This is a genomic window from Niveispirillum sp. GW835-FHT14G11 (assembly GCF_058793615.1).
The window spans coordinates 251,820-275,646 of record NZ_JBXAFZ010000005.1 but is presented as its reverse complement, the minus strand read 5'-3'; the positions used below and the strand labels follow the sequence as shown (position 1 = coordinate 275,646).

The following is a 23,827-nucleotide window of genomic DNA, read 5'->3' as shown; positions in this document are numbered from 1 at the left end:
TGAAGAGGCTGGCGCCGCGTGTCTCAGCGGCGGGTGGAGAGCAGATGCATGGCTTGGAAAAGCGGGTTCAGGGCGGCGGCAATGCGCCGGCCAACCCCTTGCTGCGGCATCCGTGCCGCCCTCAGGCCCGGCCCGGTGATAGGCACGCCTCCTCTGCCCATGTGTTCCACTCCCCTGGTTCTAGATCTCGGCGCCTGCCCGGACGGGTCTTGTGCGCACGGATCGGATTATTTGGATCACATATTTGTCTGATTAATAGATCACGGCGTTCGGGTCAACAAGTAATCCGGGGCAGAATAAAGCGCCCGCAACCGTTGCAAATGGTGGGATTGGTCATTCTATATTTTGGGAAATGCCAGTGCAGCCGGCTAAATACCGGAACTCTATTCTGAATGATCACAGCAAAGTTTCCGGCCAAGTTGGCGCCGGGCATGCTGTTGACACGGGGATGTGGGTGGCTCACAAAAAAGTATGATTAATCACATCCCATATTGTGCGATGTAATATCATATAATATGAACTGTCAAGGGTGACATCCGATGGATGCGATGGGGCCAGTCCCGGCTGCCATGTTCGTCGGGCATGGCCCTGCACGCTGCTGACACTGCGGGTGCCCCGCATGCCGCCGGGCCCCGGCGGGTGACGGTGAACGACAAGGCCGCCCGCATCCTTCAGGGACGGCCGACAAACTTGGGGATTGGAACATGCGCAAGTCTGTGATCGCGGCCGGTACGGCCCTCTGCCTGAGCCTCCTGCTCAATGCTAACGCTGGCAATGCTGGAGAGGCCAGGGATTTCAATGCCGGCTGGACCTTTGCCAAGGGCGACATCGCCGGTGCGGAAAGCCGCCAGGGGCCAGTGGGCGGTGGGGCGCCCGACTGGGTGAAGGTGGATTTGCCGCATGACTGGGCCATTGCCGGCCCGTTCGATGTGAATGCACCGGCCACCGGGTCGGGCGGGTTTCTGCCCACGGGTGTCGCCTGGTACCGCAAGAGCTTCACCCTGCCGGTATCGGACCAGGGCAAGCGCGTATTCGTCGAACTGGATGGGGTGATGGAACGCGGCGGCGTCTGGATCAACGGCATGCATGTCGGCCACCGCCCCAACGGCTATTCCTCCGTCCGGTATGAGATCACCGACCATCTGAAGGCCGACGGGGAGAATGTCATCGCCGTGCGGGCTGATACGTCCAACCAGCCAGCGTCGCGCTGGTATGCTGGTGGCGGCATCTATCGTCCTGTCCGCCTGCTGCTGACCGGCGATGTGCATGTCGATGGCTGGGGTACGCGGGTCAGCACGCCGGTGATCAACGCGGAGTCGGCGCAGGTGGCGGTGGAAAGCGCCATCATCAACCGCAGCAAGGCCGACCGTACGGCCCGGCTGGCGGTGACGATCATCGGTCCCGACGGGCGCCCGGTGGCCACGGCGACGGGGGAGCCGGTGACCCTGCCGGCCGGGCGGTCGGTCAAGCTGTCGGCGGCGACCAGCATCGCCAATCCCCTGCGCTGGGATATCGGCCAGGGCAGGCTTTATCGCGCCGAACTGACGGTGGTGGGCGATGACGGCGCCGTGCTGGAGACGGACAGCGCGGCCTTCGGGGTGCGGCAGATGGAGTTCCGCGCCGATAGCGGCTTCTGGCTGAACGGCCGCAATGTGAAGCTGAAGGGGGTGGCCATCCATGCCGATGGCGGCGCCTTCGGCATGGCGGTGCCGCTATCCTTCTATGAGCGCCGGCTGCGCGGGCTGATGGCGCTGGGCGTGAATGCCATCCGCACCGCCCATCATCCGTTCGGGCCGGAATTCCTCGACCTGTGCGACCGGCTGGGGCTGGTGGTGATGAACGAGGCGTTCGACATGTGGACGGTGGCCAAGAACCCGCAGGATTATCACCTGTTCTTCACCGACTGGTCGTCCCTGGACGCGCGCGACTTCGTCAGGCGTGACCGCAACCATCCGTCGGTGGCGCTCTGGTCCATCGGCAACGAGATCCATGACACGCCCTATCCCATCGTCGCCAAATCGATCATCGAGCGGCTGAACGCCATTTTCCATGCCGAGGACCCGACGCGGCCCGTGACCATGGCGCTGTTCCGGCCCAACACTTCGGGCGACTATAAGAACGGGCTGGCCGACATGCTGGACGTGGTGGGGCAGAATTACCGCGAGAATGAGCTGACCCAGGCGCACAAGGACAAGCCAACGCGCATGATCATCGGCACGGAGAATTCCAAGAACCGGGGGTCGTGGCTGGCTGTGCGCGATTATGGGCCCTATGCCGGCATGTTCCTGTGGACGGGAGCCGATTATCTGGGCGAGGCGGATCGCGCCGGCTGGCCCTTCATCTCCAACCCGTCCGGGCTGGTCGACCGCACCGACGTCGTGAAGCCCATCGGCTGGGAACGCGCGTCCTGGTGGTCCGACGCGCCCGTGGTGCGGCTGGCACGACGGGTGACGGAAGTGATCGACACATCGGAACTGCCTACCATGGTCGGCGTGGCCATGCCGCAGCCCAAGGGGCCGGGCGTGCTGGAGGATTGGACGCCCGCCGACAAGGGTGACCATGTCGAAAAGGTGGAGGTCGTGGCCAACACCCCCACCGTGGAACTGTTCCTGAACAACAAGTCACTGGGTCGGAAACCGCGCAATGCCGATGACAGCGCCATCAAGTTCGAGGTGCCGTTCGCCCCCGGCGCGCTGCGGGCCGTGGGCTATGACGCGGACGGCCGGAAGGTGGCGGAGCATGAGCTGCGCACGGCCGGGCCGGCGGTGGGGGTGAAGCTGGTGGCGGAGCAGGAGGCATTGACCCCCGGCTTCGACCATGTCGGCTTCGTTCGGGTGGAGGTGGTGGACGCCAAGGGCACCCGGGTGCCCGATGCGGCGCATTCCCTGTCGGTCAGCGTGGAGGGAGCCGGGACGCTGGCCGCCGTCGACAATGGCTCCCCCACCGATCACACGGCCTTTTCCTCCGCCCAGCGCAAGGCCTGGAACGGGCGGGCGCTGGTGATGGTGCGGGCGACGGAGGAGAAGGGGAAGATCAAGGTGACGGTGAGCGGCGAGGGGCTGAAGCCGGGCGTGGTGACGATCAAGGCGGGGTCGTGATAATCGAGGTCCGTCCTTAATTGCCTCCCCCGCGAAAGTCTTGGGCACCTTCGTTGCCACTCTCTCTACCGTCACCCCGGCCTTCGCCGGGGTGACGGTGGATATTGCTGAAACCCTCACAGCACAGAGGCTCACGCCGCACCGCTGACCCGCTCCACATTCACCGCCGCCCAACCCGGCGCATGGGCCACGGCATCCCCGACCAGGATCAGGCTGGGGGCGCCGGGGTCGCTCAGGGCCGGGGCGCTGGGCAGATCCTTGATGCTGGCGAACCGCACCTCGGCATCCGGGCGGCAGGCATTGGCCACCAGGGCGGCGGGTGTGTCGGGCGGCAGGCCGGCATTGATCAGGCTGGCGGATATTTCACCCAGCCGCTCGCGCCCCATATAGAGCGCCAAGGTGGTGCCGGGATCGGCCAGCTTCACCCAGTCGATGCCCTCGGTCTCCGTCGATGTGCGGCAATGGGCGGTGACGACGCGCATCGACCTTGCCACGCCGCGATGGGTCAGCGGCAGGCCCAACTGGGCAGCGGCACCTGAAGCGGCGGTGATGCCGGGGATCACGGTCACCGCCACGCCGCGGTCGCGCAGGAATTCCGCTTCTTCCCCCGCCCGGCCGAAGATGAACGGGTCGCCGCCCTTCAGCCGCACGACGCGCATACCCTTCTTCGCGCAGGCCGCCATCAGCCGGTTGGTGAATTCCTGCGGCACGGAACGGCAGCCGGCGCGCTTGCCCACCGACACCAGTCGCGTTTCCCGCCTTGCCAGCGACAGGATGCTGTCGGGCACCAGCGCGTCATGCAGAATGATGTCGGCCGATCCGATGGCGCGGGCGGCATGCAGGGTCAGCAGGCCGGGATCGCCGGGGCCGGCACCGACCAGGGTGACGCTTCTGCCCTGATCGCGCCCGCCGGCGATGAAGCGTGAAAGCTCCGCCCCGATCTCCGCGATGGCCGCATCCTCCTCCATCGCCATCAGCCGGTCGGCGATGATGCCGGACAGCACGCGGTCCCAGAAACGCTGGCGGTCGCGGGTGGTGGACAGGGCGCCTCGCACCGATGTCCGGGCGCGCTGTGCGGCGCGGGCCAGACCGGCATAGCCGGCAGGGATCGCCGCCTCCAACCTCTGCCTTATGTTGCGGGCCAAGGCCGGGGCGCCGCCGCCGGTGGAGACGGCGACGATGACGGGCGAGCGATCCAGGATGGCCGGCACGGTGAAATCGCACTGTTCCGGTACGTCCACGACATTGACCGGCACGTTGCGGGAAAAGGCGGCGGAGCGGATGCGGTCGGTCAGATCGGGATCGCCCGCCCCGTCGATGGCGATGACCACCCCGTCCAGCAGGTCGGGCCGGAAGCTCATCTCCCGCCGGCCGATCAAGCCGGTTTCCAGCAGTTCCGCCATCTCATCGCACAGGCTGGCGGCCACCAGCAGGATGTCAGCCCCGGCGCGGGCCAGCAGGCGGGCCTTGGACGCCGATGCTTCCCCGCCGCCGGCCAGCAGCACGGTACGGCCGCGCAGGTCCAGGAAGATCGGGAAATACGGCATCGGGTTCGCCGGATCAGGCCGCGACGACAGGTGCAGCATGGCGCAGGATCTCCTTGATCTCGGGAATGCAGGAACCGCAGCCGGTGCCGGCGGCGGTGAGGCGGGCGATATCGGCGAGCGAACAGGCGCGGCCCTGGGCCACGGCTGCCGCGATCTTGTTGCGGCCGACGCAATGGCAGGAACAGACGGTGGGCCCGTCATCCGTCCCTTCGGCCTCCGGCGCGCGGCCGGCCAGCAGGCGGGCGCGGTCGGTGGCGGAAAGTGTGGGCTTGGCGAACAGGTCGCGCAGCCAGTCGCGGGCCAGGTCGGGGCGTTCGGGTGCGCGGAACAGCGCCGCGACCAGCTTGCCATCCCGCAGCCAGGCCTGACGGGTGATCTCCCGCGCCGGGTCGGTGAATTCCAGCAGCTCGCAATCGCCCAGCCCGCCGGGCAGGGGGGCCGCGTCGCCCGCCAGCTCATAGATGCGGCAGGGCCCCGCCTCCTGCCGCACCCAATAGGACAGGGCGGAGAGGTCGGGTTTGCGGGTGGTGAAGAACAGGCCGGACCATTGGGTGATGAACCGTTCCACCCTTATCGGCACATGCTTGCTTTCCGGCTGGCCGGAGATCGGGTCGACATGGCCGGCGATCAGGCGACCGATGCCACCGCGGGCCGACAACGTGTCGGACCAGTGCATAGGGATGAACACCTGGCCCGGCCGTTGCGCCTCGGTAATCGCCACGCGCAGCACGGCGTCGCCCTGCAAGCTGATGATCCGGGCCAGCTCGCCTTCCATCACATCGGCCGCCGCCGCATCCTGGGGATGGATTTCCAAGAGCGGTTCCGGCCGGTGGGAAGACAGGCGGGCGGACAGGCCCGTGCGGGTCATGGTGTGCCATTGGTCGCGATAGCGGCCGGTATTGGCGATCAGCGGAAAGCGCAGCGAGGCGCGTTCCACCGGCGGCACATGCCGGACGGGCAGCATGCGGGCGCGGCCATTGCCATGGGTGAAGCGGCCATCGGCATAGATCCGCTCCATCCCGCGCGTGGCCCCGGCCGGCATCGGCCATTGGAAGGGTTGCATGACGGCATAATCCGCCTCACGCGTCTTGCTCCAGGCGGCGATGTCGAAGGCGCGCACACCGTCATTCTCGAACCCCGACAGCATGGCGTGTTCGCGGAAAATCTCGCCCGGATTGCGCCAGGCGAAATCGCGCCCGAAACCCATAGCCGCCGCCACCTTGGACATGATCCACCAATCGGCCTTCGCCTCCCCTGGTGCGGCGCGGAACGGGCGCTGGCGGGAGATGCGGCGTTCGGAATTGGTGACGGTGCCGTCCTTCTCCCCCCAGCCCAGGGCCGGCAGGCGGATATGGGCGAAATCCAGGCTGTCGGTGCTGCCCACCATGTCGGACACGATCACCGTGGGGCAGAGGCGCAGCGCCTCGCGGACCAGATCGGCCTCGGGCAGGCTGACGGCGGGGTTGGTGGCCATGATCCACAGGGCCTTGATCCGGCCCTCCCGGATGGCGCGGAACATGTCCACGGCCTTCAGTCCCTGGCCGCCCTTCAGTGAAGGGGCGCTCCAAAAGCGGCGCAGACGGTCCACGTCGGCCGGGTCGTCGGGGTTCATATGGGCGGCCAGCTGGTTGGCCAGACCCCCGACCTCCCGCCCGCCCATGGCGTTGGGCTGGCCGGTGACGGAGAAGGGGCTGGAGCCGGGCTTGCCGACGCGGCCGGTGGCCAGGTGGCAATTGATGATGGCGTTGACCTTGTCGGTGCCGCGACTGGACTGGTTCACGCCCTGGCTGAACACCGTCACGGTGCGCGGCGTGGCGGTGAACCAGTCATAGAAGGTGTTGAGGTCAGCCGGGTCCAGGCCACAGGTTTCCGCGACATTGGCCGCATCCTCCCGCGCCGTTTCCAAGGCCGCCGCCAGCCCGGAGACATGGCGCATCACATAGGCGCGGTCGATGGCGCCGGCCCGATCCAGATGCGCCAGCAGGCCATTGAACAGGGCCACGTCGCTGCCAGGCTTGAGGGCCAGATGCAGGTCGGCCAGATCGGAACTGGCGGTGCCTCTAGGATCGATCAGCACCACGTGCGTCCCTCGGTCACGCTTGGCCGCGCGCAGACGCTGGGCCAGCACCGGGTGGCACCAGGCGAGGTTGGAGCCGACCAGCACCACCAGATCGGCGATCTCCAGATCCTCATAACAGCCGGGCACCACATCGGCCCCGAAGGCGCGCTTATGCCCGGCGACGGTGGAGGCCATGCAGAGACGGGAATTGGTGTCGATATGCGGGCTGCCGATGAAGCCCTTCAGCAACTTGTTAGCGACGTAATAATCTTCGGTCAGCAACTGGCCGGAGACATAGAAGGCCACCGCGTCGGGGCCATGGTCGGCGATGGTGGCCGACAGGCGGGTGGCGACGGCGGCGGTGGCCTCGTCCCAGGCGACGCGCTGGCCGTCCACCTCCGGATAGAGCAGGCGGACGTCGCCGCCGGCCTCCGCGTTCACCGTGTCGATCAGGGCCGCCCCCTTGGAACAGAGGCGGCCCTTGTTGGCCGGATGGTCGGGATCGCCGCCCACCACCCAGCCATCCCGCGCCCGGCTGACGACCAGCCCGCAGCCGACGCCGCAATAGGGGCAGGTGGTGCGGATTTCAGGGTTGGACATGAGGGCTCCGGTTGGATTGCTGCTTTTCCCGTCTTCTCTCTACCGCCTCCCCGGCGAAGGCCGGGGCCCAGGGGCCACGAGCGCTACGGCCGGGGTTGTATGGTTGAAAGCGGCTGACAGGTCGGACGTTTGGCCCCTAGGCCCCGGCCTTCGCCGGGGAGGCGGGAAAATGGAGGGGATGACGGTGGAGGGATGGGATGGCGGCCCTACGCCACCAACCCCAACTGCACCCGCCCATCGACCAGCCGCGCCGGAATACGCCCCGTACAGCCTTCATCCGGCCCCGTGGCGTAACCCGTGGCCAGGTCGATGACCCAATTATGCAGGGGGCAGGTCACGGCATGGCCGTGGACGATGCCCTCCGACAAGGGCCCCTTCTTGTGTGGGCATTCATCGCGCAGGGCGAAGACCTGGTCGTCGATGGTGCGAAAGACCGCGATACGGCCTTCCTTGTGTTCGACACGGCGGGCACCCTGGACCGGGATTTCCGACAGGGGGCCGATATCCTTCCATTCAAGGGGATGGTGCATGGCGGCTCACTCCACGGTGGCGAGGGCTTGGAAATCACGGGATGCGGGCATGCCGGGGGCGCGCTCCGCCCAGGGGTCGTCCTGGGCGTGGCGCTGACTGGCCAGGAAGCGTTGGTGCAGGGCACGGCGGTTATCGGCATCGTCCACGATGCGGGTCTTCACGAAATCCAGCCCGACGCGTTCGATCCAGGGCGCGGTGCGCTCCAGGTAATGCGCCTCTTCCCGATAGAGCTGCATGAAGGCGCCGCAATATTCATGCACCTCTTCTTCCGTCGTGACCTTGACCAGCAGGTCGCAGCCACGCAGCTTGATGCCGCCATTGCCGCCGACCAGCAGGTCGAAGCCGCCATCGGTGGCGATGACGCCGAAATCCTTGATGCTGGCTTCCGCACAATTGCGCGGGCAGCCGGACACGGCCATCTTGAACTTGTGCGGGGTCCAGGAACCCCAGGTCATGCGCTCCAGATCGACGCCGACCTTCAGCGCCGCCTGGGTCCCGAACCGGCACCAGTCGGAACCGACACAGGTCTTCACGGTGCGCAGCGATTTGCCATAGGCGTGGCCCGACACCATGCCGGCGGCGTTCAGGTCGGCCCAGACGGCGGGCAGATCCTGTTTCTTGATGCCCAGCAGGTCGATGCGCTGGCCACCCGTCACCTTCACCGTGGGGATGTCGAACTTGTCCACCACATCGGCGATGGCGCGCAGTTCCTTGGCGTTGGTCAAGCCACCCCACATGCGCGGCACGACCGAATAGGTGCCGTCCTTCTGGATGTTGGCATGCACGCGTTCATTCACAAAGCGGCTGGCGGCATGGTCCTGATACTCACCGGGCCAGTTGGCCAGCAGATAATAGTTCAGCGCCGGGCGGCAGGAATGGCAGCCATCGGGCGTCTTCCATTCCAACGCCTGCATGACGGCCGGAATGGATTTCAGCGCCTGCACGCGGATCAGGCGGCGGACAGTATCATGGTCGTGGTCCGTGCATTTGCACATCGGCTTGACGCCGGCGGCTTCATATTCACCGCCCAGCGTGTGGGCCAGCAGCCCCTCCACCAGACCGGTGCAGGACCCGCACGACGCCGACGCCTTGGTGGTCGCCTTCACCTGATCGAGACTGGTCAGGCCCTTCTCGGTGATGGCCTTGACGATGGTGCCCTTGCAGACGCCGTTGCAGCCGCAGATTTCCGCCGTATCAGGCAGCGCCGCAACGGCGGCGGTAGGGTTTGCGGCACCGCCTTCCTTCGCCCCGTAGCCCTGGCCGAAGATCAGCGTGTCGCGCAGGCCCGACACATCCTCCCCGGCCTTCAGCATCTGGAAATACCAGGCGCCGTCGGCGGTATCGCCATACATCACCGCGCCCTTGATACGGCCATCTGCCAGCACGATGCGCTTATAGACGCCGCGCCCGGCATCGCGGAACACGATATCCTCCGTCCCCGGCCCGCCGGAGAAATCGCCGGCGGAGAATACGTCGACGCCGGTCACCTTCAGCTTGGTGGAGGTGACGGAGCCGGCGTAACCCGCCGCCTGCTTTCCGGCCAGATGATCGGCCAGCACCTTTGCCATTTCGAACAGCGGCTGCACCAGACCGTAGCAATTGCCGCGATGCTGCACGCATTCGCCCACCGCCGTGATGGCGGGGTCGTTGGTGACCATATGGTCATCGACCATGATGCCGCGCCCGACCTCCAGCCCGGCGGCGGCGGCCAGCCGGGTGTCGGGGCGGATGCCCACGGCCATCACCACCAGATCGGCCGGAAGGTTGGTGCCATCCTTCAGCGCCACGCCGGTGACATGGGTGTCGCCCAGAATGGCGGCGGTGTCGGCACTGGTCAGCACCGTCAGGCCGCGCCGTTCCAGTTCCCTGGCCAGCAGGTGCCCGGCGGATTGATCCAGCTGGCGTTCCATCAGATGCCCGGCCAGATGCAGGACGGTGACCGCCATCCCCCGTGCCTTCAGGCCGACCGCTGCCTCCAGCCCCAGCAATCCCCCGCCGATGACGACCGCATGCCCGCCCCTGGCCGATGCCGCTAGCATCGCATCCACATCATCCACGTCGCGGAAGGTGACCACACCCGGCAGGCGGGCACCGGGGATGGGAATGACGATGGGCATGGAGCCGGTGGCGATCAGCAGCCGGTCATAGGGCGTCTCCAACCCCGACTTGGCCACCACAACCTGGCGGTCGCGGTCGATCATCTCGATCGCGTCGCCGGCCACCAGCTTCACGCCATGGGTCGCGTACCAGTCCAGATCGTTGATGACGATCTCGTCGAACGTCTTTTCGCCGGACAGCAGCGGGGACAGCATGATGCGGTTATAGTTCACGCGCGGCTCGGCGCCGAACACCGTGATCTCGTACCGGTCGGGGGCGCGCTGCAGCAGCTCCTCCACGGCGCGGATGCCGGCCATGCCGTTGCCGATGACGACCAGCCGGGGTCGCCCAAGGGGGGAATGGTTTGAGGCCGGGGGGATGGAGATGGGGGTCATGGTCTGGCTCTCCAGGGCTCTGCGCAAAAAAAGCGCAATAAAAAAGGCGCCCGACCGTGCATCGCCCCGCCTCGCGGGATCGTTACACGTTCGGACGCCATTATCCGGTGGGGCCCGGCCTTGGACCCCTATAGGTGCCGCCCTCAAGGGCAGACGTGAGGCCGGGCTCCATCGCCCTGTCTCGCTTGTCCTATAGCGAACGGCGTGCCAACCGGTTAAGTAATTGATTTTATTTGAATCATCGCCCTCATCCAGGGGGCGGGCCCAGGCATTGCTGCTAAAATTTCAGGCAGTGATCTTGACGTGATGCATTTTTGTGCAAATGCGAAGGCGCCCCCGGTGTCGCGACGGCGGAATTCCGCGGTTCCCCCTATGGCACGGGCATTGCGAAGGCAGGGGCGTCCCGAGGCAGGGATATTCCATCGTCCAACGGCGGGCGACCAGGCAGGGCGGGGGCAGGGGCCACCGCCGCAACGCATGGCCGGCCGCGACGGGAACGACCCGGACGGACGGCCCCGGACCCCAAGGGCTTTAAAAGATGGATATCCGCAACAAGGCCAGCCGCATCGACCTGTTCACACTGAAAAGCGTGCAGATGCGGGCCTTCCATATGACATGGTTCGCCTTCTTCCTGTGTTTCTTCGGCTGGTTCGGCATCGCACCGCTGATGGCCGTGGTGCGCGACGATCTGGGCCTGAGCAAGGGGCAGATCGGCAACATCATGATCGCATCGGTGGCCATCACGGTGGCCGTACGCCTGATCATCGGGCCGATGTGCGACCGGTTCGGGCCACGCCGCACCTATACCGGCCTGCTGGCCCTGGGCTCGATCCCGGTCATGGCGGTGGGGTTGGCCGACAGTTACGAGACCTTCCTGCTGGCGCGTCTGGCCATCGGCGCCATCGGGGCGGCCTTCGTCATCACCCAGTATCACACGTCGGTGATGTTCGCGCCGAACGTCGTGGGCACGGCCAATGCCACCACGGCGGGCTGGGGCAATCTGGGTGGCGGCATCACCCAGATGGTGATGCCGCTGGTGCTGGCCGGCATCCTGTTCCTGGGCGTGGACAAGCATCATGCCTGGCGGCTGGCCATGGTGGTGCCGGGGCTGGTGCTGCTGGTGGCGGCCCTGGCCTATTGGCGCTTCACCCAGGATTGCCCGGATGGCGATTTCAAGGATTTGCGAGCGGCGGGGCGTCTGCCGCCGGCCGGCGGGGTGCGGGGAAAGGGCGGGTTCCTGACCGTGCTGCGCGATGTCCGGGTCTGGGCCCTGTTCATCGCCTATGGTGCCTGCTTCGGCGTGGAACTGACCCTGCACAACATCGCCGCCATCTATTTCTTCGATACATTCAAGCTGGACCTGGCCACGGCCGGCATCATCGCCGGCCTGTTCGGATCGATGAGCCTGTTTGCCCGCACCTTGGGCGGCTGGCTGTCCGACCGCTGGGGGAGCCGGGCGGGATTGCCGGCGCGCGTGCGGCTCTTGTTCCTGGTGCTGTTCGCCGAGGGGGTGGCGCTGGTGGTGTTTTCCCAAATGTCGGTGCTATGGGTGGCCATCGCCGCCATGCTGTTATTCTCGCTGTTCGTGCAGATGGGCTGCGGGGCGACGTTCGGCATCGTGCCGTTCGTGAACCGCAAGGCGCTGGGCGCTGTGTCGGGCGTGGTCGGGGCCGGGGGCAATATGGGGGCGGTGGCCGCCGGCTTCCTGTTCAAGGCCGACGGGATCAGCTATCAGCAAGGGCTGCTGTATCTGGGCATGGCGGTGACCTGCGCGTCCCTGCCCACGCTGCTGATCCGGTTCCATGAGGGTGCGGTGGAGGAGGTGCGGGGCGTCGTCCCCGTGCCCGCGGAGTGAGACCTATTGGCCAATAACGAACCCAACATCCTGATCATCGACGGCAATCCCGACCGCGCGTCGGTGGTGGAGCGCGGGCTGGTGGAGGCGGGCTGGGTGCGGGTCAGCACCATCGGCCCGTCGGTCAACCTGCTGGCCCGTATCCAGGCCCTGGCGCCGGATGTCATCATCATCGATCTGGAGAACCCCGATCGCGACACGCTGGAACAGATGTTCCAGGTCAGCCGCGTGGTGCAGCGGCCCATCGCCATGTTCGTGGACCAGAGCGACAGCCACATGATCCATGCCGCGATCGAGGCGGGTGTTTCCGCCTATGTCGTCGATGGTCTGCGCCAGGACCGGATCAAGCCGATCGTGGAGACGGCCATTACCCGCTTCAACGCCTTCGACCGGCTGCGCCGGGAGCGGGACGAGGCGCAGGCCAAGCTTCAGGACCGCAAGCAGGTGGAAAAGGCCAAGGGCCTGCTGATGAAGCATCGCGGCCTGAATGAGGAGGATGCCTACAACCTGATGCGCCGCACGGCCATGAAGCAGAACCGAAAACTGTCCGACATCGCGCAGAGCGTGATCACCGCCTTCGAGATGGAGTTGTAAGAATGGCCGATATCGTCAAGCTGGGCTTCGCGCCCCTGGTGGATTGCGCCATTCCCGTCGTGGCGGCCGAACGCGGCTTTGCGGCGGCAGAGGGGATCGATCTGGTGCTGGAACGCGCCCCCTCCTGGGCAGCGCTGCGCGACCGGCTGGCCTTCGGGCTGGTCGATGCCGCCCACATCCTGGCGCCCCTGGCGCTGGCGTTGCACCAGGGCATTGCCGGGGTGCCGGCCACGGGTCTGCTGGTGCCGGTGTCGCTGGGCCTGGGCAACAATGCCATCACCCTGTCGCTGGACCTGTATGAGCGGATGCAGGCGGTAGCACCCGAGATCATGGCGGGGCCGCCGGCCCTGCGGGCCCGGGCGCTGCGCCCCATCATCGATGCCGACCGGGCGGCGGGCAAGCCGCCGCTGTCCTTCGTCACCGTCTTCCATTTCTCATGCCACCATTATGAGCTGCTGAAATGGCTGGCCGATGGCGGGATCGACGGGCGGTGCGAGGTGAATATCGGCGTCGTCGCGCCGCCCCGCATGGTGGAAAGCCTGGCCAGCGGCTGGATCGACGGCTATTGCGCGGGCGAGCCCTGGAACCAGCGGGCGGTGCAGCGCGGCGTTGGTCGCGTGGCCGTCACCAAGGCCGATATCAGGCCTGGCGGGCTGGAGAAGGTGCTGGGTCTGCGGGCCGACTGGGCGGAAGAGAATCCGGCCCAGGCCGCCGCCCTGATCCGCGCCATGGTCAAGGCCGCCGACTGGTGTCGCGATCCGGGCAACCGGGAGGAACTGGCCCGGCTGCTGGCCGAGGCGCGGCATGTCGGCCTGTCCGCCGACCTGATCGAACTGACGCTGAAAGGCGCGATCCCGGCCCCCGACCGCAACCGCCCGGACCCGGCGGATGCGCTGCAATTGCTGGCGGAGATGGCGGCGGCGGGGCAGTTGGACCTGGCCGATGCCGACCGCGAGGCACTGGCGGCGGCGGTGTGGCGACCGGACCTGTATGACGAGGCGGTGGGGTGACCTGTGTCGCCCTTCCCGTTTTTCTTGCGACAGTTTGGGCTGCCGGAGCTCACATATATCCACCGTCACCCCCGGCGCAAGCCGGGGCCTGGTGTAGAGGCGCGGTTAGCGCCGATATAGCCCATGTCGCGGCTGACGCCGCTCTGCGCTGGATACCAGCTTACGCCGGTATGACGGGAGAGGGAATTGAAAAGGGGGATGAAACCACGGTTCCATCCCCCTTTTTCACAGGATAGCTTCAAGCCGCTTCCGGTTTCGCATGCCGTTCGTACAGGAACCGCAGCACCGACGCCCGGTAGCCGATATAGCGGGCATCGTCCGACAGGTCCAACCGCCGCCGGGGGCGGGGCAGGTCGACCGTCAACACCTCGCCGATGGTGGCGGACGGGCCGTTGGTCATCATCACGATGCGGTCGGACAGCAGCACCGCCTCGTCCACATCATGGGTGATCATGATGACGGTGCTGTTCAGGCGGGTCTGGATCTCCATCACCGTGTCCTGAAGATGGGCACGGGTCAGGGCGTCCAGGGCGCCGAACGGTTCATCCATCAGCAGTACCTTGGGTTCCATGGCCAGCGCACGGGCGATGCCCACGCGCTGTTTCATGCCGCCCGACAGCTCGTCCGGGCGCTTGTCCACGGCATGGTCCATATGGACCAGCCGCAGATTGTGCAGGGTCCAGTCATGGCGCTGGTCGGCACTTTTGGTCGATCCGAACACCTTGTCCACGGCCAGCCGCACATTCTGGTATGCGGTCAGCCAGGGCAGCAGGGAATGGTTCTGGAACACTACGGCCCGGTCGGGGCCGGGGCTGTCCACCTCCTGCCCATCCAGGATGACGCCGCCCGCGGTGCAGCGGGTCAGGCCGGCGACGATGTTCAGCAGGGTGGACTTGCCGCAGCCGGAATGGCCGATGATGGAGACATACTGGCCGCGTTCGATGGAAAGGTTCACGTCGGTCACGGCATGGAAGGTACGGCCGCCGACCGTGAAATCCATGCCGACATTTTCCAGCGAGAGATAGGGAGCGGTCATGACGGTATCCTCTGTTAGCCGACCTTGCGGCCGGCGACACGGTTGCCGATCAGCGTGATGATGCGGTCCAGGATGAAGCCGACCAGGCCGACATAGACCAAAGCCAGGATGATCTCGCTCATCAGCGAGCTGTTCCAGGCATCCCAGATGAAGAAGCCGATGCCCACCCCGCCGATCAGCATTTCCGCCGCCACGATGGCCAGCCAGGACAGGCCGATGCCGATCTTCAGGCCGGTGAAGATGAAGGGCACGCAGGCTGGCATCATGATGCGGAAGAAGAATTCCAGCGGTGACAGGCGCAGGACGCGGGCGACATTGCGATAATCCTGCGGGATCTGGCGCACGCCCACGGCGGTGTTCAGGATGATCGGCCAGATCGAGGTGATGAAGATCACGAAGATGGCCGACGGATCGGCATGGCGGAAGGCCGCCAGCGAAATGGGCAGCCAGGCCAGCGGCGGTACCGTGCGTAGCACCTGGAAGATCGGGTCCAGCCCGCGATAGGCCAGGCTGGACTGTCCGACCAGCACGCCCAGCGCGATGCCGGTGACCGATGACAGGGCAAAGCCGATGGCCACCCGCTTCAGGCTGGCGGACAGGTGCCAGAACAGGCCCTTGTCCACGCCGCCATTGTCGAAGAACGGATCGATGATCAGTTCCCAGGTATCGCTTACCACCCGCGAAGGCGGCGGCAACGACGCACCCGTCCCGTGGCAGGCCAGTTCCCAGATGCCCAGCAGTACAAGGAGCGCCACCAGCAAAGGCAGGCTTTCACGGAATTTCGTCCAGGCCAGGACGGGCAGACGTTGCAGGGTGGCGGCAAGGGCGGTGAAGCCGCCGCCACCCTGCACCCGCCCGACGGCACTATTCTCGCTGATCGTCGACATGTGTTTGTTCCTCCCCAAAACTCAGGCGATACGCTTGATGTCGTGCGATGCGAGATAGGCCGCCGGGTTGGCGGGATCGAAGCTGCGGCCATCGAAGAACTTCTCGATGCCGCGCGAGGTGCCGGCGGGGGCGTCGGTGGCGCCGGCCAGCTTGGCGGCATCGCGCCACAGGTCCTGGCGATTGACCTTGGCGATCAGTGCCTTGGTGTCCAGGTCGGCCGGCAGATAGCCCCAGCGCTGATCCTCCGTCAGGAACCAGAGATCATGGCTCTGGAACGGGTAGGAGGCATGATTGGACCAGAATTTCATCAGTTCGGGGCTGTTCTTGACAACCCGGCCGTCGCCATAGTCGAACGTTCCCTGTGACCGGGCCAGGATATCCTCCACCGGCACCTTGAACCATTCGCGACCGGAGACGATCTGGCACATCTCCGCCTTGTTCTCCGGCTTGTCGCACCAGATCTGGGCTTCAAGCACGGCGGCCAGCAGGGCCTTAGCAGCGTTCGGATTCTTTTCCACCCAGTCGGTGCGCATGCCCAGGCTCTTTTCCGGATGATCGTGCCAGATTTCGCCGGTGGTCAGGGCTGAATAGCCGATATTCTGGTTCACGAGCTGGGCATTCCAGGGCTCGCCCACGCAGAAGGCCTCCATCGTGTCGACCTTCATGTTCGCCACCATCTGCGGCGGCGGCACCACGATGGTGGAGACATCCTTGTCCGGGTCGATACCATTGGAGGCCAGCCAGTAGCGCAGCCACAGATCATGCGTGCCGCCGGGGAAGGTCATGGCGCATTTCACCTCCTTACCCTCCGCCTTCTGCTTGGCGAAGGCCTCCTTCAGGCCTTTGGCCTTGGTGGTGACGCCCAGTTCCTTGTAGCGTGTGGCGACGGAGATGCCCTGACCGTTGGTGTTCAGCCGGGCCAGAATCTGCATGGGCAGCGGCTGATTGTTCTTCGTCACCTTGCCCGTGGACATCAGATAGGGCATGGGCGTCAGGATATGGGCGCCGTCGATGCCGCCGGACGCTCCACCCAGCTCCAGATTGTCGCGGGTCGTGCCCCAGCTGGCCTGTTTGACGACATTGACGTCGGGCATGCCGTACTTGGCGAACAGGCCCTTAACCTTGGCCACGATCAGCGGCGCGCTGTCGGTCAGCGCGATGAAGCCCAGGGTGGCGCCCGTCACCTCCGGTGCTGCCGCGGCCCAGGCACCACCACCTGGCAATGCGGCGCGCGCCGCCGTCAGCAAGGCGGCGGCACCGGCGGCCCTGGCCGTGGTCGTCAGCAGCGAACGGCGGGTCAGGCCGGCGAAGGGGGTGTCGGACTGGCTCATGTCTGTCGGGCTCCTTTTCCGGCCATGGCCGGGGGGTGAAAAACAAAAAGGCGCTCCGACAGCAGGCAGGGCCCGCAAGAAGCGGCCATGCTTACCATCGGAGCGCCTTTGCTCCAGGCGGTCCCGCCATGGGAGCCGCGAATTCGGCACACGCGGCCCTGGCTGCTGCCAGCCTGGGAAAGGAGCAGCATCGCCCCGAACCGCGTGTGTGATCCCTGCATAGCGAAATGCGTGCCAAATGCCGGGCGTGTGGCGGGGTGATTCATGTTTCCTATATTATCAGCTGGTTAACTATAGTTTCGGTGCGGATGCCGCGTCATTTGCTCAAAGTCGTGGCGGAAAACTCGCCCAAGATAAGGGCGATGATGGCGCGGATTTGTGCAGTGCGGTGGAGTGGCGATTTTTTGGGCAACGTCGCGCAAAAAAGAAAGGGCGGCCGGGTCGCACCGGCCGCCCTTCGAAGGGGTGCGGGAAAGCCTGACAGGGGATCAGGCGGCCCGCACGCGGGTGACGAACCCCTCCAACCCATCGCGCAGACTGTCCACTAGTCGCGACAGTTCCCCCGTGGCCGACAGGGCATTGCCGGTCATGCGGCCGATATGGTCGGCGCCCTGGGCCACATCCTCCACGACGCTGTCGATGTCGGCGGCGCTCTCGGCGACGCTGCGCATATTCTCCTCAATGCGTTCGGTATCCTGGCGCTGGCGCAGCAAGGCGGCCTCGATACCGGCGATCAGGCTGGCGATGGATTCGATCTTGGCGGCGGTGGCGCCGATGGCGGTGACGGCAGCACCGGTGGCAGCCTGCATCTCCTCGATCCGGCCGGCGATCTCGTCCGTGGCACGGCCGGTCTGGTTGGCCAGGCTCTTCACCTCGCCCGCCACAACGGCGAAGCCTTTGCCGGCTTCCCCCGCCCGCGCCGCCTCAATGGTGGCGTTCAGCGCCAGCAGGTTGGTCTGGCCGGAGATGTCGCCGATGATCTCCACGATGCGGCCGATATTGCGGGCGGCATCGGTCAGGCCTTCCACGGCGCGGTGAGTCTGCTGCACCTCCGCCACGGCTTGCGCCGATACCGACAGGGCCTGGCCCGCCTGGGCATTGATGTCGCGGATGGACAGCAACAGCGAACCCGCGGCCTCGGCCACCGCCTCCACCCCGCCGCGCGTCTGCGATGAGGCGCTGGCCATGGTCAGGGAATGGCGGGCATTGCGGCCAGCCAGGTCGGCCATGCTGCGGGCATCGCCCTGGATGAAGCCGGCATGGTTGGCCATGATCGACAGTGCCTGTTCATGCTGCTGGCTGAACCGGTCGATCACCGCCTCCAGCGCCTCACGGTTGGCCTCGGCCCATTGGCGTTCGCGCTGCTGCTGGGCGGCGGGCGACAGGTCGGGATCGATATCCCCCGTTACCAGATCCAGGGCGCTGGCCAGCCAGGGCGGCAAGTGGGTGCGGTCAAGCGTGGACATACCGTCAGCCACCCGTTCCGACCAGTCACCGGCCCGGCGCAGCCGCCTGCCCAGCAACCAGGCAAACAGGCGCAGATGCACCGGCGCGCCGGCGATGGGGGCCGTCAGTTCCGCACCCAGTTCGGCGATACGGTCATCGCACAGGCTTTCAAGGTCGGTGATCAGCCGGTCCTCCACCTGCTTCAGCCGGTTGATGCGGCCGGTGGCGGCGGCGAACCATTGGCCGGCACTCATGGCGGTAACGGGCCGGTTGGGGCCGGTGTCGCGCAGCAGGCTGCGCAACGCATCGACCTGCGCGCAATCCGGACCTTGCAGCGTAGTGTCCAGAAAGGCGCGCTGGCCGGCATCGGCATGGTCGGCGAACAGGCCCAGCGCCTGTTTCTGCGCGCCCTCCAGTTGTGCCATGCGGCGGAAGCGGGTGGCGTCGAACTGCCCGGCCGTCAGGGCGGCGGCGCCCACGGCACGTTCCTGGCCGGCGAATTCCTTGGCGCGCATGAAGTTCAGCAGGGCGGTCAGGGCGCGCGACAGGGGATTGTCGGTGCTGATCCCCGCCACGGCGGTGACGACGGCCAGCAGGGCCTCCACCAAGGCGGAATAGGTGAGCGTGGCCGTGCGCAGATCCACCTGCCGGTCGGTGATCCGGCCCCGAAGATGCGGCAGGTCCAGCAGCGCGCGGCGGGCGAAACGCAGGCATCCGGTCAGCGATCCTTCCCAGCCCAGCGGATCGATACCGGCCAGTTCCGTCCATACCCGATCCATCGCCCGGTCCGTCTCCGACCGTCTGGCCATCAGGTCGGGCAAGCCATTGTCGTCCTGCGCCCCCAGATGCAGGTTGGTGGTGCCGCGTTCCCGTTGCAGCGCATGCACCAACCCGCCGATGTCGGTGACCAGCGAACAGAGCCGCGCCAGCCGTTTCAACCGGTCCAGCCGCTGGGCACGGGCGGAGATCAGGAAGCGTAGGGCGGCAAGGTGGGGAAAGTCGGGCATGGCGGATGCTCCACCGCGAGGACGCGGGCAAGGCGGCCGCCCATCCGCCGGGATGGGCGGCCCGGTGGGATCAGTAGGTGTATTCCAGCGACAGCCAGAATTTCCGGCGGTCGGCAAAGGCGCCGTCACCGTCATAATCGGCATATTTGCTGCTGATCGTGACCTTCGGGCCCAGCTTCAACGAGGCTTCGGCGTTGACCTCGCTGCCATAGGACAGGTTTATCCTTTCGGCTTCGAAATCATGATACCAGAGTGCTGCGGAGAAGCCGGTGATGCGACCCCAGTCGAGTTTCGTTTCGTAACCAATACGACCATAGGCATCATCGATGCCATTGGCGGGCGTGGTCAGGAAGACGTCGGCATAACCCTGGAACTTGTGCAATGTGGCCAGCGGTGTCGCGAAGCCGCGCACGCCGTCGCCCTCCAGGCTTTCGTACCCGCCGCCGACCGACAGGCCTGCATAGGTGGCGGTCATTTCCAACCCGACATAATCCAGCGAGATATCGCGCGGATTGGTCTCATAATCGCTCTGGTGCGCGTAGTCGGCGGCATAGGTCAGGGCGACCTTGTCGAGCATGACCTTGCCCGACACCCGCCCGCCATAGGTGGCGGTGGACAGAAGTGGCTGTTCCTCCAGATCCAGCAGATAGGCATAGCCGGTCACCTTGGCATAGGGCGCCAGGGTCAGGCCGGCATTGAACAGGTGGCTGTCACCCTCGAACTCGCCCTGGGGGCTTTTATGCCCGAAAACGCGGTTAACCTGGGCCACATAGGCATAGGTCAGGTCCAGCTTGTCGATGGCCTGACTGTTGATCTTGACCGCATCCAGCGTCTGTTCGTTCTGGCGAAAGCCGACGGCGCCGATGAAGCGCTGATTGTCCAGGTTCAGGCGCTGGCGGCCCACGGTGACGGTGGTCTTGGTGATGCCAGTATAGTCGATCTGCAGGCGGTTCAGTTCCATGCCATCGGGGTCGGCGACCACGGGTCGGCGGGTCTTGCCGTTCAGGCTGTCATTGAATGCCTGGTTCATATGGGCGATGGTCTCGGCTTCGGCCAGCAGGGAGAAGCCGTTGATCTTGCCGGTCTGGAAGCCGGAGCGGACCCGGACCGTATGGGCCGTGGCGTCCTGCGGCAGGCCGGCCTGATCGACATCCTCCAGGCGGTAGCGGAAATCCAGCAGGAACTTGCCGTCCTTGACCAGGGCGGCGGCATCGGCCGCCGCCGATGGAAGGGCGGCCAGCGACAGGACCGGGGCAAGGATCAGCAGGGACAGGGTGCGCGCGTTTTTCCGCGTCGTCATCTGAGGCTCCAATAAAAAAAGGCGCCTAAACAGCCCGGGGATCATCCCGGGCGTTCAGACGCCATTGTCCGGTGGGCCGGTGAACCGGCCCTATGAAGGGGAAACCGCCATTGGTCTCACGCCGTGTTAACCATCAGCAATTCCTGTGCCGCAGGTGCGAAGCGCTGATTGCCTGATAACTCGTGAAGCAGCCGCCCATTTTAGGGGCAGTGCAGCATGGCATGTGCGCGATCAGGCGCCACAGCTTTCGCGCACGATCAGCTCCGTGGGCAGCAGTTCGGCGCGGTGGTCGGTCAGCGGGTCCAGGATCTGGGAGACCAGCTTGCGCCCGGCTTCGGCCGTATCCTGGCGGATGGTGGTGAGCGCCGGGGTGGACAGCCGGGCCAGCAGCATGTCGTCATAACCCACCACCGACACGTCGCGTGGCACCGACAGGCCGCTGCGGCGCAAGGCCCGCATGGCACCCAGCGCGATCAGGTCGGATGCGGCCACCACGCCATCGAACTGGCCCCCCCGGCGCAGCAGGCGGCCCACGGCGGCTTCGGCCGATTCCAGTTCGAACTCCGCCGCGATATCCAGCTTGGGGTCGGCTTCCAGCCCGCTTTCGGCCAGCGCCTCCCAATAGCCCTTGCGGCGATGCTGCGCCTCCGGGTCGTTGCCGCCCAGAAACATGATGCGCTTGCGGCCCAGCCGGGCCAGATGCAGCGTGGCCCGGCGCCCGCCCTGCAGATTGTCTGACCCGATGGTGCAATATTCCTGGCCGGGAAGCTGCGCGCCCCAGACGGCGAAGCGGGCATTGGTGCCGGCCAGGCGGTTGAACGCCTCGTGCAGGGTGCCTTGTCCTAAGAAGATGACGCCGCTGGCCCGACTGGTGGTCACCGTGGCCACCAGGTCCTCGAAGTTGGCCGGTGCCACATGGCTGACGGTGAAGTCGCAGTCGCGGGCGCGGGCCGCTTCCCCGATATTGGCCAGCAGTTCCAGGAAGAACGGGTGCGACAGGGGCAGCGGCTTGCCATGCACGAACGGGGTGACGATGGCAATCGATCCCTCCGCCCCGATGGGGCTGGCCGGCATGTAGTGGCGGAACGGGTAGTCATGTTCGCGCGCCAGCGCCCAGATGCGCTGCTTGGTGCGCGTGCTGATGGTGGGATGGTCGTTCAGCGCGCGCGATACGGTCGCGACGGAAACGCCGGCCAGCTTTGCCAGATCTTCAAGTGTGGTTTTGGAGTTGCCGGACACGGCCATCAGGGTCAAAGCTGCCGGAAAAGGAAAGCGCGGCAGCATAGCGCATGGGAGGGGGGAAATTGCAAGCGAGTGACGAGAGCGCCGGGGCCGCCCCCGGTGGCGGCACGCCTGTGGGCCGGCCGCTGCTGTCCACCCGCCAGATCTGGAACATGTGCTGCGGCCTGTTCGGGGTGCAGATCGTCTGGGGCCTGCATAATGTCAATACCAGCCGCATCTTCCAGGCGCTGGGCGTCGATATCGCCGACCTGCCGATCCTGTGGATCGCGGCCCCGATCACCGGCCTGCTGGTGCAGCCCATCGTGGGCTGGCTGTCCGACCGGACCTGGACGCCGCTGGGCAGGCGGCGGCCCTATCTGCTGGCCGGGGCCATGCTGTCGGCGCTGGCTTTGTTCGCCATGCCCAATGCCAGCACACTCTGGGCCTGTTCGATGACGCTGTGGCTGCTGACGGCCGCCATCAACATCGCCATGGAACCGTTCCGCGCCCTGGTGGCCGACACGCTGCCCGATGAACAGCGCACGCGCGGATTCGCCACCCAGGTCTTCTTCATCGGGGCCGGTGCCGTTTTCGCCTCCATCCTGCCCTGGGTCATGGCCCGCTGGTTCGGGATGAGCGTGCGCGTCGATGGTGAGGCGCTGCCGCAATCGGTGCGGGCGGCCTTCTATGTGGGCGCCTTGTGCCTGCTTGTGGCGGTGGCCTGGACGGTGGTGACCACACCGGAACGACCCTCTGCGCGGCCCCCGGTGCGGGGTGTGGGCGCGCCCGCATCCCGTGGTGACCGGGGATTGCGCGGCGGCGCGCTGTGGATGGCCGGGGGCGGTGCCCTGACCGGTTTCGCCCTGTCCACGGGGCAGGAGCGGGAAATCCATTTCATCGCTGGGCTGGCGGTTGCGTTTGGTCTGGCGCAGATCGCTGTGGCCTGGGCGCGCCGCCGGGGGGCGGCGTCGCTGGGCATGCTGGAGATCGTGGAAGATATCCTGCATATGCCGGCGATGCTGAAGCGGCTGGCCCTGGTGCAGTTCTTCACCTGGTTCGGGCTGTTCGCCATGTGGATCTATACGGTGCCGGCCGTGGCCGCCCGTCATTACGGCACCGGTGATGCGGCCTCCGCCGCCTATAACGCGGGGGCCGACTGGGTGGGTGTGCTGTTCGCCGGGTACAACGGGGTCGCCGCGCTGGCGGCCCTGGCCCTGCCGGCCTTTGCCGAACGGGTGGGGCGGCGGGCCTGTCATGCCGTCTGTCTGCTGCTGGGGGCGCTGGGGCTGGCGGGGTTCCAGGTGATCGACGATCCCGTGTGGCTGTGGTTGCCGGCGGTCGCTATCGGCGTCGCCTGGGCCGCCATCCTGTCCATCCCCTATGCCATGCTGTCCAGCGCCATCCCGCCGCACAAGGCCGGCGTCTATATGGGCATCCACAATATCTTCCTGGTGCTGCCGCAACTGGTGGCCGCCACCATCCTGGGTCCGCTGGTCGGCCGGGTGCTCGGCGGTCAGGCCATCCATGCCCTGACCCTGGCGGCCGTGTCGCTGGTACTGGCGGCGCTCTGCACCCTGGCCATTCCCCGGAACGAAAAGCCGTAGGTCAGGTCGAGGGCGAAGCCCGAGCCCTGACGCCATTGGCGCCATCGCTTGTCATGGCTCGCTTCGCTCGACCTGACCTACGGGGCTTGTTTGCTGCACATGCTTACGCAAATTTTGCATTAATTCATGATTTAAAACTGGGATTTTTGCCGGGAATCACAGGATTTGAACGACGGAATTGGGATGTTGTGTGCAAATATTATACAAT

At 66.2% G+C, this 23,827-nt stretch carries 15 protein-coding genes; 5 read left to right on the top strand and 10 right to left on the bottom strand.

Features of this window, described 5'->3' with window-relative positions; all coding sequences use genetic code 11:
* Positions 1 to 704 precede the first annotated feature (704 nt).
* Entirely contained in the window at positions 705 to 3,098 is a 2,394-nt protein-coding gene (locus AC1Q7F_RS11845) for a glycoside hydrolase family 2 TIM barrel-domain containing protein (RefSeq protein ID WP_492506972.1), read from the top strand.
* A 131-nt stretch (positions 3,099 to 3,229) separates the two neighbouring features.
* Here the strand turns inward: AC1Q7F_RS11845 and cysG are convergent, their stop codons facing one another.
* The 4 genes from cysG to nirB form a co-directional block, all read right to left on the bottom strand.
* Positions 3,230 to 4,684, bottom strand: a complete 1,455-nt coding sequence (gene cysG, locus AC1Q7F_RS11840; RefSeq protein WP_492506971.1) for a siroheme synthase CysG — start codon at positions 4,682 to 4,684, stop codon at positions 3,230 to 3,232.
* Complete coding sequence (locus tag AC1Q7F_RS11835; protein ID WP_492506969.1) at positions 4,659 to 7,304, bottom strand: nitrate reductase; 2,646 nt, start codon at positions 7,302 to 7,304, stop codon at positions 4,659 to 4,661. The genes cysG and AC1Q7F_RS11835 overlap by 26 nt, the downstream gene beginning before the upstream one ends.
* 206 nt (positions 7,305 to 7,510) lie before the next feature.
* Positions 7,511 to 7,834, bottom strand: coding sequence for a nitrite reductase small subunit NirD (gene nirD / locus AC1Q7F_RS11830; RefSeq protein WP_492506968.1), 324 nt, complete (start codon positions 7,832 to 7,834; stop codon positions 7,511 to 7,513).
* A gap of 6 nt (positions 7,835 to 7,840) precedes the next feature.
* Positions 7,841 to 10,327 (bottom strand): nitrite reductase large subunit NirB, encoded by a 2,487-nt coding sequence (gene nirB, locus AC1Q7F_RS11825; RefSeq protein ID WP_492506966.1) that lies wholly within the window; start codon positions 10,325 to 10,327, stop codon positions 7,841 to 7,843.
* A gap of 538 nt (positions 10,328 to 10,865) precedes the next feature.
* Here nirB and AC1Q7F_RS11820 point away from each other — a divergent pair.
* Genes AC1Q7F_RS11820 through AC1Q7F_RS11810 form a run of 3 tightly spaced genes read left to right on the top strand, consistent with a single transcriptional unit; the run spans position 10,866 to position 13,786 of the window.
* A complete protein-coding gene (locus tag AC1Q7F_RS11820) occupies positions 10,866 to 12,182 on the top strand; it encodes a NarK family nitrate/nitrite MFS transporter (protein ID WP_492506964.1) in 1,317 nt (438 codons plus the stop codon).
* A 6-nt stretch (positions 12,183 to 12,188) separates the two neighbouring features.
* Positions 12,189 to 12,776, top strand: coding sequence for an ANTAR domain-containing response regulator (locus AC1Q7F_RS11815; protein ID WP_492506962.1), 588 nt, complete (start codon positions 12,189 to 12,191; stop codon positions 12,774 to 12,776).
* Between the two features lie 2 nt (positions 12,777 to 12,778).
* A complete protein-coding gene (locus AC1Q7F_RS11810; protein WP_492506959.1) occupies positions 12,779 to 13,786 on the top strand; it encodes a CmpA/NrtA family ABC transporter substrate-binding protein in 1,008 nt (335 codons plus the stop codon).
* A 238-nt stretch (positions 13,787 to 14,024) separates the two neighbouring features.
* Here AC1Q7F_RS11810 and AC1Q7F_RS11805 read toward each other — a convergent pair whose 3' ends face one another.
* The 6 genes from AC1Q7F_RS11805 to AC1Q7F_RS11780 all read right to left on the bottom strand — a co-directional run bounded on the left by AC1Q7F_RS11805 (position 14,025) and on the right by AC1Q7F_RS11780 (position 22,039).
* Positions 14,025 to 14,822 (bottom strand): ABC transporter ATP-binding protein, encoded by a 798-nt coding sequence (locus AC1Q7F_RS11805; RefSeq protein WP_492506957.1) that lies wholly within the window; start codon positions 14,820 to 14,822, stop codon positions 14,025 to 14,027.
* 14 nt (positions 14,823 to 14,836) lie between these two features.
* Positions 14,837 to 15,709: a nitrate ABC transporter permease gene (gene ntrB / locus AC1Q7F_RS11800; RefSeq protein ID WP_492506955.1), complete on the bottom strand. Its 873-nt coding sequence runs from the start codon at positions 15,707 to 15,709 to the stop codon at positions 14,837 to 14,839.
* Positions 15,710 to 15,730: 21 nt separating this feature from the next.
* A complete protein-coding gene (locus AC1Q7F_RS11795; RefSeq protein WP_492506953.1) occupies positions 15,731 to 17,041 on the bottom strand; it encodes a CmpA/NrtA family ABC transporter substrate-binding protein in 1,311 nt (436 codons plus the stop codon).
* Between the two features lie 488 nt (positions 17,042 to 17,529).
* Positions 17,530 to 19,494 (bottom strand): methyl-accepting chemotaxis protein, encoded by a 1,965-nt coding sequence (locus tag AC1Q7F_RS11790; protein WP_492506951.1) that lies wholly within the window; start codon positions 19,492 to 19,494, stop codon positions 17,530 to 17,532.
* 70 nt (positions 19,495 to 19,564) lie between these two features.
* Positions 19,565 to 20,794 carry an alginate export family protein gene (locus AC1Q7F_RS11785; protein WP_492506949.1) on the bottom strand — a complete coding sequence of 410 codons (1,230 nt, stop codon included), beginning with the start codon at positions 20,792 to 20,794 and terminating at the stop codon, positions 19,565 to 19,567.
* Between the two features lie 231 nt (positions 20,795 to 21,025).
* The gene (locus AC1Q7F_RS11780; protein ID WP_492506947.1) at positions 21,026 to 22,039 is read right to left on the bottom strand and encodes a substrate-binding domain-containing protein; all 1,014 of its coding nucleotides are present in this window, start codon (positions 22,037 to 22,039) and stop codon (positions 21,026 to 21,028) included.
* A gap of 59 nt (positions 22,040 to 22,098) precedes the next feature.
* Between AC1Q7F_RS11780 and AC1Q7F_RS11775 the strand changes: the two genes are divergently transcribed.
* Complete coding sequence (locus tag AC1Q7F_RS11775; protein WP_492506945.1) at positions 22,099 to 23,619, top strand: MFS transporter; 1,521 nt, start codon at positions 22,099 to 22,101, stop codon at positions 23,617 to 23,619.
* Positions 23,620 to 23,827: the final 208 nt, after the last annotated feature.